The 16465-nt window shown below is 54.5% G+C and carries 11 protein-coding genes; 10 read left to right on the plus strand and 1 reads right to left on the minus strand.

Going from position 1 to position 16465, the window contains the following annotated elements; translation table 11 throughout:
• Positions 1-61: 61 nt before the first annotated feature.
• Positions 62-1318 (minus strand): rod shape-determining protein RodA, encoded by a 1257-nt coding sequence (rodA, locus tag QO008_RS02580; protein WP_307384076.1) that lies wholly within the window; start codon positions 1316-1318, stop codon positions 62-64.
• Positions 1319-1377: 59 nt separating this feature from the next.
• On the opposite strand from rodA, the gene QO008_RS02585 reads away from it, so the two are divergent.
• The 10 genes from QO008_RS02585 to QO008_RS02630 all read left to right on the plus strand — a co-directional run.
• A complete protein-coding gene (locus QO008_RS02585; RefSeq protein WP_307384078.1) occupies positions 1378-2289 on the plus strand; it encodes an epoxyqueuosine reductase in 912 nt (303 codons plus the stop codon).
• A gap of 7 nt (positions 2290-2296) precedes the next feature.
• Positions 2297-2947, plus strand: a complete 651-nt coding sequence (gene nth / locus QO008_RS02590; protein WP_126464880.1) for an endonuclease III — start codon at positions 2297-2299, stop codon at positions 2945-2947.
• Positions 2940-4292 (plus strand): VanW family protein, encoded by a 1353-nt coding sequence (locus QO008_RS02595; RefSeq protein WP_307384082.1) that lies wholly within the window; start codon positions 2940-2942, stop codon positions 4290-4292. The genes nth and QO008_RS02595 overlap by 8 nt, the downstream gene beginning before the upstream one ends.
• Positions 4293-4491: 199 nt before the next feature.
• Positions 4492-8187 (plus strand): DNA-directed RNA polymerase subunit beta, encoded by a 3696-nt coding sequence (rpoB, locus tag QO008_RS02600; RefSeq protein ID WP_307384086.1) that lies wholly within the window; start codon positions 4492-4494, stop codon positions 8185-8187.
• Positions 8188-8234: 47 nt separating this feature from the next.
• Entirely contained in the window at positions 8235-11771 is a 3537-nt protein-coding gene (rpoC, locus tag QO008_RS02605; RefSeq protein WP_307384090.1) for a DNA-directed RNA polymerase subunit beta', read from the plus strand.
• 98 nt (positions 11772-11869) lie between these two features.
• Complete coding sequence (locus QO008_RS02610; protein ID WP_307384092.1) at positions 11870-12409, plus strand: biotin transporter BioY; 540 nt, start codon at positions 11870-11872, stop codon at positions 12407-12409.
• Positions 12410-12575: 166 nt separating this feature from the next.
• A complete protein-coding gene (gene rpsL / locus QO008_RS02615; RefSeq protein WP_126464885.1) occupies positions 12576-12992 on the plus strand; it encodes a 30S ribosomal protein S12 in 417 nt (138 codons plus the stop codon).
• 96 nt (positions 12993-13088) lie between these two features.
• On the plus strand, positions 13089-13559 hold the full coding sequence (gene rpsG, locus QO008_RS02620; protein WP_126464886.1) for a 30S ribosomal protein S7: 471 nt from the start codon (positions 13089-13091) through the stop codon (positions 13557-13559).
• Positions 13560-13574: 15 nt separating this feature from the next.
• Positions 13575-15662 carry an elongation factor G gene (gene fusA, locus QO008_RS02625; RefSeq protein ID WP_307384098.1) on the plus strand — a complete coding sequence of 696 codons (2088 nt, stop codon included), beginning with the start codon at positions 13575-13577 and terminating at the stop codon, positions 15660-15662.
• A gap of 15 nt (positions 15663-15677) precedes the next feature.
• Positions 15678-16465 (plus strand): elongation factor Tu (locus tag QO008_RS02630; protein ID WP_307384101.1); only part of this gene is annotated, 788 nt, incomplete at its 3' end.

Raw genomic sequence — 16465 nt, forward strand, 5'->3', positions numbered from 1 at the left:
CCATAGACGCATAAAAAAAGAGCCATCGGCTCTTTTTTTGTCCCCGAAATCGGGCATTCTCTTATTTTTTGCGTCGTTCGCGGCGCAGGCGTTCTTTTTGAATTTGGCGCTCGCCATAGGCGGCGAGTTTGTCTTTTAGATCGTCCAAGAAATCGATCTTCGCCGCTTCGGTGCGCTTTCCGCTTCGATTATAGCGGACGCTGAGGCAGAGGCCGATCATGGCGAGGTTCACCAACTGGAAGGTGCCGCCGTAGCTGATAAAGGGGAGGGGAATGCCCGTAACGGGCATCAGTCCTAAGGTCATCCCCGCGTTTTCCCACACGTGGATAAACAAGATGCTGAGAAAGCCCATGACCATCAGCCGACCTGTCGTATCCCGCGCGATCTTTGAGAGGGCGAGCAGACGGTAAAACAAGAGACCGTAGAGGGCGAGCACAACGCTGCCGCCCAAAAACCCCAGCTCTTCGACCAAGACCGGAAAGATAAAGTCCGTTTCTTTGGTGGGGATAAAATTGTACTGCGTCTGCGGGCCTTCGTAGAGGCCGCGGCCGAAGAACTTGCCGTTTCCGATGGCGATGCGCCCTTCGTAGGCCTGATACCCGCTCCCCGAGGTATTGGCGCCCGGACGTAGAAAGTCGAGGATTCGATTTTTCTGGTACTCGTCCAGACGGGCATAGAAAAAGGGCAGCGATAGGATCGCGGCACCGGCGGCGCCGATAAAATACTTCCAATCCAGATCGGCGAAAAACAACATAATGCCGATAAAAAATAGATAGACCATGGCGGTCCCGAAGTCCGGCTGCAGGAGAATCAATCCCACGGGAAAGCCGGCAAAGACGAGGGCCTTGATAAGTTCCTTGGGATGATTGATGACCTCGGCGTGGGTTTCGAGATAGGCGGCAAAGCAGATCACCAGAAAGACCTTTACGAATTCCGCCGGCTGAAAGTTCACCGGTCCCAAGGAGAGCCAGCTCTTTGCGCCCCAAGTGGTGTCGCCGTGACCGAAGAGAAGCGTCGCCACCAAAAGCAAGATACTCAGGCCGTATAAGAACGGGTAGTAGCGCTTCCAAATGCGGTAATCCAACACCATAAGCCCCATAAGAGCGGCAAAGCCCAAGGCGGTCGCCACCCCCTGCTTTAATAAGTAGGATCCGCTCCCGTAGGTTTTGGTCGCCGAGGATAGGACGAGAAAGCCCAGGGCGGTGATGGCGAGGACAGAGAAGATCAGCGTAAGATCCACATCCCGCTTTTTGGGCACGAAGTCGGCGATGCGTTGTGCCTTAATTTTCAAATTTTTAACGGGTATACCTTTTCGCATGTATACCTCCTTCTAAAGGTTATGATAGTATAAGTATACAACAACGAAGGGGGCTTGTGATGGATCTCGAAGAAATCAAAAACAAAGCGGGTTTTCATGACCTCGCCCATATCCCCCTTACGGTACTTACGGAAATGGAAGTGATCCTCGCCGCGCGAAGGGAGGCCGGGGAGCGACTGGATATTGAACCCGAGGACGACCGAAGTCGCTACGACTTTCGGGCGGTGTTCCCCGCGGGCAGGTCAGTCTATGTCGCCTTTGAGCAGATTCCCTTCGAGAGAAAATTGTCGGCGCCCCGGGCGGGCTACGGTCGCCTGGCGGGGATCTCGCGCGATGTCGATTACCATCTGCTTCTTAAACACAAAATCGAAGTCCTGCAGGCGCTTTTAGAAGAAGCGGACCCCACGATCCGCTGTCATCGGCAGATCGATACCGGTCCCCTATACGAGCGGGGGTTTGCCGCGCGCACCGGGCGTGGATTTATCGGAAGAAACGGCAACTTTATTCACCGCGAATTGGGAAGTTATGTTACCATAGGACTTCTGCTCGTGGATCGGGATTGCGATGGGGCGGCGGAGATCGAAACGTGTCGCTGCGGAAGCTGTATGCGCTGTGTCCGCGCCTGCCCCGGCGGCGCCATAGACCCTTCGGGACGGCTATCGCCCACGCGGTGCCGCTCGTGGCTCTCCCAAAAACGGGGACCGCTCAGCGAACGGGAACGGGAGATCCTCGCCGATTCCCTCTACGGCTGCGACATCTGCCAGGCGGTATGTCCCTTCAATGCCGACATTCCCGCGCGGTTTCAGACGAAAAACCCCCGCACATACATTCCCCTCGACGAGGTGGAGGCACAGAGCAATCGTACCTTTCGAGAAAATTTCGGACATATGAGCGGCGCGTGGCGCGGCGCGCGACAATGGAAGAAAAACGCCGAGTACATTCGGGCGTATTTCAAAGACAGGAAGAGGTAGAGAATCTATGCGAATCGATAAGCAAACGGCAGAAAAAGTATATGCGCGATTGGAAGCGATGTTTCCCGACGCGCGGGCGGAGCTCGATTATACTACGCCCTATGAGCTTTTGGTGGCGACGATTCTCTCTGCCCAATGCACCGATGTACGGGTGAACAAAGTGACGAAGGTGTTGTTCGAAAAATACAACACCCCCGAGCGCATGGTCGCACTCGATCAAAAGACGCTCGAAGGCTATATCAAAAGTTGCGGCGTCTACCGGAATAAGGCAAAGAACATCCTTGGCGCATCCCGCGCCATATTAGAAGACTGGGGCGGCGAGATTCCCCCCACCATCGAGGGCCTGATGACGCTTCCCGGCGTGGGCCGAAAGACCGCCAATGTGGTGGCATCGAATGTATTGGGGATTCCCGCCATCGCCGTGGATACCCACGTGTTTCGCGTATCCAACCGCATCGGCCTCGCAGAGAGCGACAAGGTGGAAAAGACCGAGGCGCAACTGATGGAAATCTGGCCCGAAGAGAAGTGGAGCAAGGGACACCATCTGCTGATCTTTTTGGGCCGGCGCATCTGTAAGGCGAGAACGCCCCTCTGCAGCGAATGCGATTTGAAGCCGTATTGCGAATATTATAAGAGGAACGGGAAAGCCCATGAATGAAAACTATAAAAACTATCGAAAAAATAAGCGCGCCGCCTTGAAGCGAAAAAAGCACATAAAGCACGGGGTCCTCTTGGTAACGGCGGTCTTGTTGTTTGTCATTGCCGTTATTTCTGTCCCCGCTTTTGGAAGAATCAGCCCCGGCCTTACCTATAAGGGCGTGTCTTTGGGGACAAAAAGCGAAAGTGGCGCAAAGACAGCGCTGAAAAATGCCGCGGCGACCTTCGATGAACGGGAGATCACCCTTCGCGCCGGTTCGCGCGCTGTGCGCACCGACGCGCACGCACTGGGCCTTTCCTACGATCCCGGCGCGGTGGCGGCGGCCGCGATGAAACTGAGCCGGGATATGAGGCCGTGGGAGCGGATCGGCGCCTGTTTTGCCAAGCGCGAAGTGGCGATGCCCCTTGCGGTCAATGAAAAGAAGCTCGCGCGCACGCTCTTTTCCTTTGACGGCACGTTATATGATTTGCCCCTCCCCGCCCGTCCGGTGGCGGACAATGGGGATGCGGTGCGAATCGAAAAGGGGGAGGCGGGAGAAGTTCCCGATGTGAAAGCGGCCAAAGACGCCCTCGCACTTTATGACGGCGCGCCCGTTAAAATCGAAACCACCGCACAGGAGCCGGCGCTGAGTGCCGAGGCACTTTCGGGGATTGACGGCGTGCTCGCTATGGTGCGCTCCGACTATACAGATTCCGACCGCGACCGCAAGGCAAATGTGGAAAACGGCGCCTCGTATTTTCGGCGCATTGTGCTCTCGCCGGAAGAAAAAATCTCTTTTCTGCAGGAGATCGGGGGCGTCACCGAAGCCCACGGATTTCGAAAGGGAGAGATCGTAGAAAACGGAAGAATGGCATCGGGCATCGGAGGCGGCGTCTGCCAAGTTTCCACCGCGCTTTACAATGCGGCGGAAGAGGCGGGGCTTACGGTGCTTACGAAATTCAACCATTCCCGCCCCGTTCCCTATGCCGAGGAAGGGCTGGATTGCGCAGTGGTGGACGGCTACAAGGATTTGATCTTCAAAAATTCGTACAAGACGCCGGTATATATCGAAATGCGGGCAGACGGCAAGGAACTGGTGTGTAAGATTTACGGGCCCAAGGCGGAAAAGCCCTATGCCATCGAACTCGCTACCGAGCGCGTGGCGACCATTCCCGCAGGGGAACAGCGGGAGCTTTCTTCTCAGCTAAAGGCGGGAGAAGAAAGGGTAGAGGTGCCCGCCGTAGACGGATCGGTGTATAAGACATATCGAATTTTCAAAGAGGGCGGACGGGAAGTGCGGCGCGAACTCGCATTTACTTCCCGCTATGTGCCTTCGGCGGGGAAAATACTGGTAGGGGAAAATTAATACGATTTTCCCCTTGTTTTATATTGCGCCTCATGATAATATAATAAATTGCATAATAATAAAACGAAGCATGGAAATGACGGCAGCAGCAATGGAAGACGATGTATATGTAAGCTTTTTTTGGCGGGGCAACTCTGTACGAATACTTACACATACATTTTTTGTTTTCCGAGGAATTTGTGAGGGGTGAGGAATTCAGATGGTACATCCTGTTCAATACGGCAAACGGGAGAGAATGAGCTATTCGAGGATCGACGATGTGTTGGAGATCCCCAATCTGTTGGAGGTGCAGACCTCTTCGTTTCAGTGGCTGATCGACGAAGGTCTGAAAGAGGTATTTCGAGATATTTCGCCCATCGAGGACTTCGCGGGCAATCTGATTCTCGAATTCGTAGACTATTACGTATCCGACGATAAGAAATACGACTTCGAAGAAGCCAAACAGAAGGATACCAATTATTCGGCGCCTTTGAAGGTAAAGGTCCGCCTGATCAACACGGAAATCGGCGATGTAAAGGAACAGGAAGTATTTATGGGGGATCTGCCCCTGATGAGCGACACCGGCACCTTCGTCATCAACGGGGCGGAACGGGTCGTCGTCAGTCAACTGGTTCGCTCCCCCGGCGCCTATTATAAGGAAGAACTCGACAAGACGGGCAAGAGCCTGTTTTCTTCGACCCTGATCCCCAACCGCGGTGCGTGGTTGGAATTCGAGACCGACGCCCAGGGCGTGATCAATGTACGCATCGACAGAACCCGCAAAATCCCCATCACGATTTTACTCCGCGCCATCGGCATCGAATCCAATCTGGAAATCACCCGCTTAATGGGAGAGACCGAGGAGCTTTTAAAGGTATTCGAAAAGGACCAAACCAGCAACAAGCAGGAAGCCCTTCTGGAAATCTACAAGAAGCTGCGTCCCGGCGAGCCGCCGACGGTAGAATCCGCCCAGTCTCTGTTCGAGAATATGTTCTTCGATGCCCGCCGCTACGATATGGCGAAGGTGGGCCGCTATAAGTTCAACAAGAAGCTGGCACTTCGCGAACGTCTCGAAAATCGCGTAGTCGCTGAAGACGTAATCGACGGCGAGACCGGCGAGATCCTGGCGAAGGCGGGGGATCGGGTGGATCGCGCGGCGGCAATCGAGATCGAAAACGCCGGCATCAATCGCGTAGAAATCCTCGTCGACGACATCAACGACCCGGGCGAAAAGCGCAAGCTCGTGCTCCTGGGCAACAATTTTGTGAATCCCGCGGCATTGGATTTGGATTTGGACTTTGAAGCCCTGGGCTTTAAGGAAAAAATCTACCTGCCTCGCCTTAAGGAACTCCTCGAGGAATACGAAGGCGAAGAACTGATCGCGCGGATCAAGTTACACTATAAGGAACTGACGCCGAAGCACATTTTAATCGACGATATTTTGGCGGCGGTCAACTACGAATTCAATCTGTTCCACGGCATCGGAAATACCGACGACATCGACCACTTGGGCAATCGCCGCATCCGTTCTGTGGGAGAGCTGTTGCAGAACCAATTTCGCATCGGCCTGACCCGCATGGAACGGGTGATTCGCGAGCGCATGGCGGTACAGGACCCGGATGCGTCCACGCCGCAGTCCTTGATCAACATTCGTCCGGTGACGGCGGCGATCAAGGAATTTTTCGGCTCTTCGCAGCTGTCTCAGTTTATGGACCAAAACAACCCGCTGTCGGAGCTGACCCACAAGCGCCGTCTGTCGGCATTGGGACCAGGCGGTCTTTCTAGGGACCGCGCCGGCATGGAGGTACGGGACGTCCACAATTCCCACTACGGCCGGATGTGCCCCATCGAGACGCCGGAAGGTCCGAATATCGGGTTGATTACCTCGCTTACGACCTATGCCCGCATCAATGAATACGGCTTTATCGAGGCGCCCTACCGCAAGGTAAAAAAGGGTGAAGGCGTCGTGACCTCCGAGATCGAGTACATCACCGCCGATATCGAGGACGAAAATATCATCGCCCAGGCGGACGAAAAGATCGACGAAAACGGACACTTCGTAAACGAGCGGGTTATCGGCCGGGGACACGAAGGGGTCGTGGATATCTTCCACCGCGAAGACATTACCTATATGGACGTCTCGCCGCAACAGATCGTCGCGGTAGGGACCAGCATGATTCCGTTTTTGGAAAACGACGACGCGAACCGTGCGTTGATGGGCTCGAACATGCAGCGGCAGGCAGTGCCCCTCTTAAAAACCGAAGCGCCCATCGTGGCGACGGGCATCGAGTACAAGACGGCCCGGGACTCCGGCGTCTGCGTGATTTCCACCTGCGACGGCACCATTTCTAAAGTGAGCAGCAGCTCCATTACCGTGACGCCCGACGACGGCACGGACGATGTGGTCTTTACGCTCCATAAATTCGAAAAGGCGAACCAAGGCACCACCATTAATCAGCGGCCCATCGTCAAGACCGGACAAAAGGTAGAACGCGGCGAAATCATCGCCGACGGACCCTCCACCGATTTGGGCGAGATGGCCTTGGGGAAAAATATCCTGATCGCCTTTATGAACTGGGAAGGCTATAACTACGAGGACGCGATGCTGATCAACGAAGAGCTGGTCATCGACGACGTTCTCACCTCCCTCCACATCGAAGAATATGAATCCGAGGCACGCGATACAAAGCTCGGACCGGAAGAGATTACCCGCGATATTTCCAATGTGGACGACGATATGCTCAAAGATCTCGACGAGCGGGGCATTATCCGCGTTGGCGCCGAGGTAAACCCCGGCGACATTTTGGTGGGCAAGGTGACGCCCAAGGGCGAAACCGAGCTCTCGGCGGAAGAGCGGCTCTTGCGGGCGATCTTCGGCGAAAAGGCGCGGGAAGTGCGTGACACCTCTCTGCGCCTGCCCCACGGGGAAGCGGGGATTGTCGTAGACGTCAAGACCTTCAGCCGCGCGGACGGCGACGAACTGCAACCCGGCGTAAACGAAATGGTGCGGGTATATATCGCCACCAAGCGCAAGATTCAGGTGGGCGACAAGATGTGCGGTCGCCACGGCAACAAGGGCGTCATCTCTCGGGTACTGCCCAAGGAAGATATGCCCTACATGCCCGACGGCCGTCCCATTCAGATCGTACTGAACCCCCTCGGGGTTCCCTCCCGTATGAATTTGGGACAAGTTCTCGAGGTCCACTTGGGCCTTGCGGCGAAACAACTGAACTGGCACGTGGCGACGCCGGTATTCGACGGCGCCAACGAGCAGGATATCTTTGACACCTTGGAAGAAGCGGGTTTTTCCGCCGACGGCAAGGTACAACTCCGCGACGGACGCACCGGAGAGGAGTTTAACAACCCGGTCACCGTAGGCTATATGTATATGTTGAAACTGCACCACTTGGTCGACGAAAAGATTCACTCCCGTTCCACCGGGCCCTACTCTCTCGTCACCCAGCAACCCCTCGGCGGCCGCGCCCAATTCGGCGGGCAACGGTTCGGGGAGATGGAGGTTTGGGCGCTGGAGGCATACGGCGCCAGCCATACCCTGCAGGAGATGCTCACGGTAAAATCCGACGACATCGTCGGCCGGGTCAAGACCTACGAGGCCATCGTCAAGGGCGAAAACATTCCCCAGCCGGGCATTCCCGAATCCTTTAAGGTATTGATCAAGGAACTCGAAGCCCTCGCTCTGGAGATCAAGGTACTGGACGAAAACGAAGAAGAAGTGGATCTCAGCCACGACGACGAAGAACTGAACCACTTGGACAATATGGATGGCAAGATCGAAGGAGAAGACGCAGGGGAATTGATCGAAGGCAAGAGAAGCGCAAAACCGCTTGCGGGCATCCGCAAGATTTCCGGCGACGCGATCCCCCAAGGCTTTACAGAGGATGCGGATGAAGAATAATCCGTCCCACGAAGTCGCACTGCATATAGGAAAGGAGAGAGTGCTCCTTGAGCAATAACGAACTATTTCATTCCATTAAAATCGGATTGGCCTCGTCGGCAAAAATCAGATCCTGGTCGTACGGGGAGGTAAAAAAACCCGAGACCATCAACTACAGAACCTTAAAACCCGAAAAAGAAGGTCTGTTCTGCGAAAAGATCTTCGGTCCCACCAAGGACTGGGAGTGTTCCTGCGGAAAATATAAAAGAGTCCGCTATAAAGGCGTCGTCTGCGAAAAATGTGGCGTCGAAGTCACCAAGGCGAAGGTGCGCCGGGAACGTATGGGCCATATCGAACTGGCCGCTCCGGTTTCCCATATCTGGTACTTTAAGGGCATCCCCTCCCGCATGGGCCTGATTTTAGACATCAGCCCCCGGGCGCTGGAGAAGGTATTGTACTTTGCTTCGTATATCGTAACCAAGGTAGAGCCGGGCGAAACCCATCTCTACGAAAAGCAGCTTTTGACCGAGACCGAATACCGCGAATACCGCAAGGAATTCGGCGACAAGTTCGAGGCGAAGATGGGCGCCGAGGCGATCCGCGACATTTTGCGCCGTACGGATCTCGATGCCATCGCCAAGGAATTGCGCGAGCAGATGGAAGATGCCACCGGACAAAAGCGGGTGCGCATTACCCGTCGACTCGAAGTTATCGAGGCATTCCGCAAATCGGGCAATAAGACCGAGTGGATGATCCTCGACTGCATCCCGGTTATTCCGCCGGAGCTGCGCCCCATGGTGCAACTCGACGGCGGGCGCTTTGCCACCTCGGACTTAAACGACCTGTATAGACGGGTCATTAACCGAAACAACCGGCTGCGCAAGCTGATGGACATCGGCGCACCGGAAATCATCGTACGAAACGAAAAGCGTATGCTGCAAGAATCCGTAGACGCATTGATCGACAACGGCAGACGGGGCCGCCCCGTCACCGGCGCCGGCAATCGGCCGCTCAAGAGCCTTTCGGAGATGCTCAAAGGGAAGCAAGGGCGCTTTCGTCAAAACCTCCTCGGAAAGCGCGTCGACTACTCCGGTCGTTCGGTTATCGTCGTAGGTCCGCAGCTGAAATTCTACCAATGTGGCCTGCCGAAAAATATGGCGCTCGAGCTCTTTAAGCCCTTTGTGATGCGCGAACTCGTCGAGCGCGAACTCGCCCACAATATCAAGAGCGCAAAGCGCATGGTAGAGCGGGTGCGCCCCGAAGTGTGGGACGTATTGGACGATGTCATCAAAGACCATCCCGTTCTCCTGAACCGGGCGCCTACGCTGCACAGATTGGGGATCCAGGCGTTTGAACCCGTGCTCGTAGAGGGCAAGGCGATCAAGCTGCACCCCTTGGCGTGTACGGCCTACAACGCCGACTTCGACGGCGACCAAATGGCGGTCCACTTGCCCCTTTCGGCGGAAGCCCAGGCGGAAGCGCGTCTATTGATGCTCTCCACCAACAATATCTTGGCCCTAAAAGACGGTAAGCCCATCACCACGCCTTCTCAGGATATGGTCTTGGGAACCTATTATCTCACCCTCGACCGAAAGGACGCCGTAAAGGGCGACGGCTACACCTTTACCGACGTCGACGAAATGATCCACGCCTACGAAAGCGGCTATCTGCACTTGCACTCCCACGTCAAGGTGCGTCGCTTTAAGGACGCCGAGGACAAGCGCGGAAAGATCGTAGAGAGCACCGTGGGACGCTTTTTGATCAATGAGGTCATTCCGCAAGACCTCGGTTTCGTAAACCGAAAGGAAGATCCGTATAGTCTCGAAGTCGATAAGACCATCGACAAGAAGCTCCTCGGAAGAATCATCGACCGTTGCTATAAGCTCCACGACAATCTGGAGACGGCGGAGTTCCTCGATAAGATCAAGAGCATGGGGTACCACTACTCCACCATCGGCGCCATGTCCATTTCCATGGGCGACGTCGAGATCCCCGAAGAGAAACAGGAAATTCTGGACAAAGCCGATGCGGATGTTACCAAATACGAAAAGGCGTTCCGCAAGGGCCTTATCAGCGACGAAGAGCGCTACGAACACGTCATCGACATTTGGAACGAGGCGACCGACCACCTGACGAATAAGGTTATGGAAGGCTTTGGCGAACTCAACAATATCTTTATCTTCGCCGATTCCGGCGCGCGGGGTTCCAAGAACCAAATTCGGCAGCTCGCCGGTATGCGGGGCCTGATGGCATCGCCCTCGGGTCGTACCATCGAGGTGCCGATCACTTCGAACTTCCGCGAAGGTCTCGACGTATTGGAATTCTTTATGTCGACCCACGGTTCTCGGAAAGGTCTAGCGGATACGGCGCTGAGAACGGCGGACTCCGGATATCTTACCCGACGCCTCGTCGACGTGTCGCAACAGGTTACCGTCACCGAAGACGACTGTGGCACGAAAGAATACATCGTCGCCAAGGACTTTAAGGACGGCCGCGAGATGATTGAAGAGCTGGGCGATCGGATCACCGGCAGAACCGCCTATGAAGACGTATTTCATCCGGAAACCGGAGAAGTCCTCGCCCATGCGGACGAACTCATCACCGGCGATATGGCCGATGCCATCGTCGAAGCGGGGATCGACAGCGTAAAAATTCGCTCCATCCTCGGCTGTCACAGCGAGCACGGCGTCTGCGCCAAGTGCTACGGCCAAAACCTCGCCACCGGCAGAACCGTCGGCATCGGCGAGGCGGTGGGCGTCATCGCGGCACAATCCATCGGCGAGCCCGGTACCCAGCTGACCATGCGTACCTTCCACACCGGCGGGGTCGCGGCGGCGGACATCACCCAGGGTCTTCCCCGGGTTGAAGAACTCTTCGAGGTGCGTAAGCCCAAAGGGCTTGCCATCATCGCGGAGATCGACGGTACCGTAGAAATCAAAGAGACCGCGAAGAAGCGCGAGATCGTCATCACCGGTGAAAACGGCGAATCCGAATCCTACAATGTCGTCTACGGCGCGCGCATCCGCGTGAAAAATGGAGACTACGTAGAAAAAGGCGAAGAACTCACGCAGGGTTCCGTCTATCCCCAAGACCTCTTGCGGGTAAAGGGCGTCACCGGCGTGCAGGAATATATCGTAAAAGAAGTGCAGCGGGTATACCGACTGCAAGGGGTAGACATCGACGACAAGCACATCGAAGTCATCGTCAAACAGATGATGGGCAAAATGCGCATCGAAGATGCGGGAGACACCGAACTCCTTCCCGGCAGCGTGGTCACCAAATTGCGCTTTGAGAGGGCAAACGAAGAAGCCGAAGCAGAAGGACTTCGTCCGGCGATCGGCGAGCCCACCCTGTTGGGAATCACCAAGGCGTCTCTTGCGACGGAATCCTTCTTATCCGCTGCCTCCTTCCAAGAGACCACCCGCGTCCTTACCGATGCGGCGATCCAAGGCAAGCAGGACTATCTGCAGGGCCTGAAGGAAAATATCATTATCGGCCAACTGATTCCGGCGGGTACCGGCGTGCGCAAAAACGCCGAAGTCTATCTGGAGGAGGAAAACCTCGCAGAAGAAAACCTCAAACTGCTGGAAGAGGCACAGGCATAACAAAAGCTCCGCGAAAGCGGAGTTTTTTATTTGACGGGACGGCCAAAACGTGGAATAATTTTACAATACGTATTGTAAAATTATTCGGAGGTATTCTTATGAAAACAAAACATTTGACCGCCGTCGCCATGTATTTAGCCCTCATTATACTGAGCGGCATGATCGCCATCCCCATGCCCGTCGGCGTGCCTGTGGTGCTGCAGAATATGATGCTGTTTATGGCCGGGGGCATCCTCGGGAAAAAGTACGGCACTCTCACCGCCGCCGTCTTTGTCCTCGCCGTGGCATTGGGTTTACCGGTGCTTCCCGGCGGTCGCGGCGGCGCGGCGGTATTTTTCGGCATATCGGGGAGCTTTTTTATCGGCTATGTGCTCGCGCCCTTCTTGGTGGGCCTTGCGCTCGAAAAATATACGAAGCGAAACTTCCTTACATTTTTTATCGTCTATTTTCTCTTCGGCGCGGTGCTTATCAATCTGACCGGCCTTTTGAGTATGTCGATCCACAGCGGGGGGATAAAGCCGGCGCTCGTAGCGATGGCGGGATTTTTGCCCATCGATACATTAAAAGCGGCCTTCGCCGCCTGGGTCAGCGAACGGATCTATGCGACGGGAAAGCTGAATGCTTTTATCGGATCGTGAAAAATCCCGAAAATCGGGTAAAAACCTTGCTTAACGGCATAAATAGTGGTATACTACTCGAGTGTAAATCGACAGGAACGTGGAACTACCCGAAAGGGTAGTTTTTCATGAGTGAAAATCGATTTGTGCTGTTAGATTTTACTTTATTTCAAAGGAGGTGCACTCAGTGCCTACAATTAATCAACTCGTCAAGAGAGGTAGAAAGAAGATGGAGACCAAGTCCAAATCTCCGGCTTTGGGCTTCAACTACGATTCCTTGAAGAAAGAACAAACCGTGGTCAACTCCCCGCAAAAGCGAGGTGTTTGCGTGGCGGTACGTACCGTAACCCCGAAGAAGCCGAACTCCGCGCTTCGTAAGGTTGCCCGTGTACGTCTTTCCAACGGATACGAAGTAATGGCGTATATCCCCGGAATCGGACACAATCTGCAAGAACACAGTGTCGTATTGATTCGCGGCGGCCGTGTTAAGGACCTCCCCGGTGTGCGTTACCACATCGTGCGCGGTTCCCTCGATACCGCCGGCGTAGACGGAAGAATGCAAGCTCGTTCCAAATACGGAGCGAAGAAACCGAAATCGAACTAATCAAAGAGCACAAACTATTTTCATAGATGCTCTTGGCACACGACATTTGTCGAGTACCGATGATTTTTCTCAACCAATAGTTAAGGAGGGAAGAGAATGCCAAGAAAAGGACATATCCCCAAGAGGGAGGTCATGCCCGATCCCGTGTATGAGGATGTCGTAATCACCAAACTCATCAACAACGTTATGTTGGACGGCAAGCGCGGCACGGCACAAAAAATTGTTTACGGAGCCCTGGATTCCGTACATGAAACCACCGGCGAAGAAGCACTCGAAGTATTTTACAGAGCGCTCAACAATGTAATGCCGGTGTTGGAAGTAAAATCCCGCCGTATCGGCGGTGCGACCTATTTGGTCCCCATGGAAGTGCGTCCCGAAAGAAGACAAACCCTGGGTCTTCGCTGGATTATCCGCTATGCGAGACAACGCGGCGAAAAGACCATGGTAGAACGTCTTTTTAAAGAAATTATGGATGCTTCCAACGGACTGGGCGGCGCCGTCAAGCGAAAAGACGAAATGCATCGTGCGGCTGAAGCCAACAAGGCCTTCGCCCACTACAGATGGTAAGAAAGGGGAAAATACGTGGCTAGAGAAGTGCCGCTTAAGAAAGTACGCAATATCGGAATCATGGCGCACATCGACGCCGGTAAAACGACGACGACGGAGCGTATCCTGTATTATACCGGTCGCATTCACAAGATCGGCGAGACCCACGACGGTGGGGCACAAATGGACTGGATGGAACAAGAGCAGGAGAGAGGGATCACCATCACTTCTGCCGCGACAACGGCCCATTGGAAGGGGTATCGGCTGAACATCATCGACACCCCCGGCCACGTCGACTTCACGGTAGAAGTGGAACGTTCCCTGCGGGTACTCGACGGTGCGGTCGCACTTTTCGACGCGAAGAGCGGGGTAGAACCGCAATCCGAAACCGTTTGGAGACAAGCGGATCGCTACCACGTACCCAGAATTGCCCACATCAATAAGATGGACGTCACCGGCGCGGACTTCTTCCGTTCCGTAAAGACCATCGACGAAAAACTCCACGGAAATCCCGTTCCCATCCAAATTCCCATGGGCGCCGAAGAAGATTTTATCGGGATGATCGACCTCGTTACCATGGAAGCTGAAATCTACAAAGACGACATGGGAACCGAAATCGAAATCACCGAAGTTCCCGAAGAATACAAGGCTTTGGCAGAAGAGTGGAGAGAAAACCTCGTCGAAAAAGTATCCGAGTTCGACGAAGACTTGATGATGGCGTATCTCGAAGGGGAAGAATTTAGCCAAGAGGATCTGAAACGTGCCATTCGTAAGGGAACCCTCGCCGTAGAAATGACCCCGGTAACTTGCGGGTCTTCCTACAAGAACAAAGGGGTTCAACTCCTGTTGGATGCGATCCTCGACTATCTTCCTTCTCCCCTGGACGTACCCGCCATCGGCGGCGTACTGCCCGACAGCGAAGAGACCGACGAGCGCCACGCATCGGACGAAGAACCTTTCTCCGCATTGGCATTTAAGATCGTCACCGACCCCTATGTAGGTAAGCTCTCCTACTTCCGCGTCTACTCCGGTACCTTAAAAGCGGGTAGTTATGTCTATAACTCCAGCAAGGGCAAGAGAGAACGCGTGGGTCGTATCCTCTTGATGCACGCCAACAAGCGAGAAGAAGTCGACGAAATCTATGCAGGAGAAATCGCCGCGGCCGTAGGATTGAAAGACACCACGACCGGGGACACTCTCTGCGACGAAAAAGAGCAAATTATCCTCGAAAAGATGGAATTCCCGGAACCGGTTATCTCCGTAGCTATCGAACCGAAGACCAAGGCGTCGCAAGACAAAATGTCCATCGGTTTGCAAAAGCTGTCGGAAGAAGACCCGACCTTCCGTACCTATACGGATGAAGAGACCGGACAAACCATCATCGCGGGCATGGGCGAGTTGCACTTGGACATCATCGTCGACCGCCTGCTCCGCGAATTCAAAGTCGAAGCGAACATCGGCAGCCCGAAGGTATCCTACCGAGAAGGCATCACCTCCGCCGCAGAAGGCGAAGGAAAATTCGTACGTCAATCCGGTGGTCGCGGTCAATACGGCCACGCCAAAATCCGCATCGAGCCCTTGGAAGCCGGCGGAGGATTTGAATTTGAAAACAACATCGTCGGCGGTAGCATTCCAAAGGAATTTATCGGACCGACCCAACAAGGTATCGAAGAGACCATGCAAAACGGGATTCTCGGCGGTTATGAAGTACTCGATGTAAAGGTTAGCCTTTACGACGGTTCTTACCACGACGTCGACTCCTCGGAGATGGCGTTTAAGATCGCCGGCTCCATGGCTCTGAGAGATGCGCTTTCCAAGGCGAATCCGATTCTTCTTGAACCGGTCATGAAGGTCGAAATCACTACGCCTGAAGAGTATATGGGGGATGTTATCGGCGACATCAACTCCCGTAGAGGTCGTATGGAAGGTATGGAACTCGTAGGCGGCGCGCAAATCGTCACCTGCTTTGTACCCCTTGCGGAAATGTTCGGCTATGCAACCAGCTTGCGTTCCAACACCCAAGGTCGTGCAAACTACTCCATGCAATTCGACCACTATGAACAAGTTCCGAAGAACGTATCGGAAGAAGTGCTCAACGGAAAGAACAAAAATAAAGAAGCGTAAAGCAGGAGGACAATTATGGCAAAAGGAAAATTTGAAAGAACGAAACCGCACGTAAACGTCGGCACTATCGGTCACGTCGACCACGGCAAGACCACCCTGACCGCAGCGATCACCTACGTTCTCAACAAGAGATTCGGCAGCGGTGAATTCGTAGACTACGAAAACATCGACAAAGCCCCCGAAGAAAGAGAACGCGGCATCACCATCTCCACCTCCCACGTGGAATACGAAACCGACAAGCGTCACTACGCCCACGTGGACTGCCCGGGTCACGCCGACTACGTCAAGAACATGATCACCGGCGCGGCACAAATGGACGGTGCGATCCTCGTCGTCAGCGCGGCAGACGGCCCCATGCCCCAAACCCGTGAACACATCCTCTTGTCCCGTCAAGTAGGCGTACCCAAAATCGTCGTCTTCTTGAACAAACAAGACCAAGTCGACGACGACGAACTCATCGAACTCGTCGAAATGGAAGTGCGCGACCTCTTGAACGAATACGACTTCGACGGCGACAACACCCCCATCACCGTGGGTAGCGCCCTGAAAGCCCTCGAAGATCCGGACGGAGAATGGGGAGACAAAATCGTCGCCCTTATGGAAACCGTCGACGAATACATCGACGACCCCGTTCGCGACGTCGACCACCCCTTCCTCATGCCCGTAGAAGACATCTTCTCCATCACCGGTCGCGGTACCGTAGCCACTGGTCGTGTTGAAATGGGTACCATCAAAGTCAACGACAACGTAGAAATCGTCGGCCTTACCAACGAAAAGAGAAGCGTCGTCGTCACCGGTGTGGA

Source organism: Aedoeadaptatus ivorii, from assembly GCF_030815095.1.
In the GTDB taxonomy this organism is placed as follows: domain Bacteria; phylum Bacillota; class Clostridia; order Tissierellales; family Peptoniphilaceae; genus Aedoeadaptatus; species Aedoeadaptatus ivorii.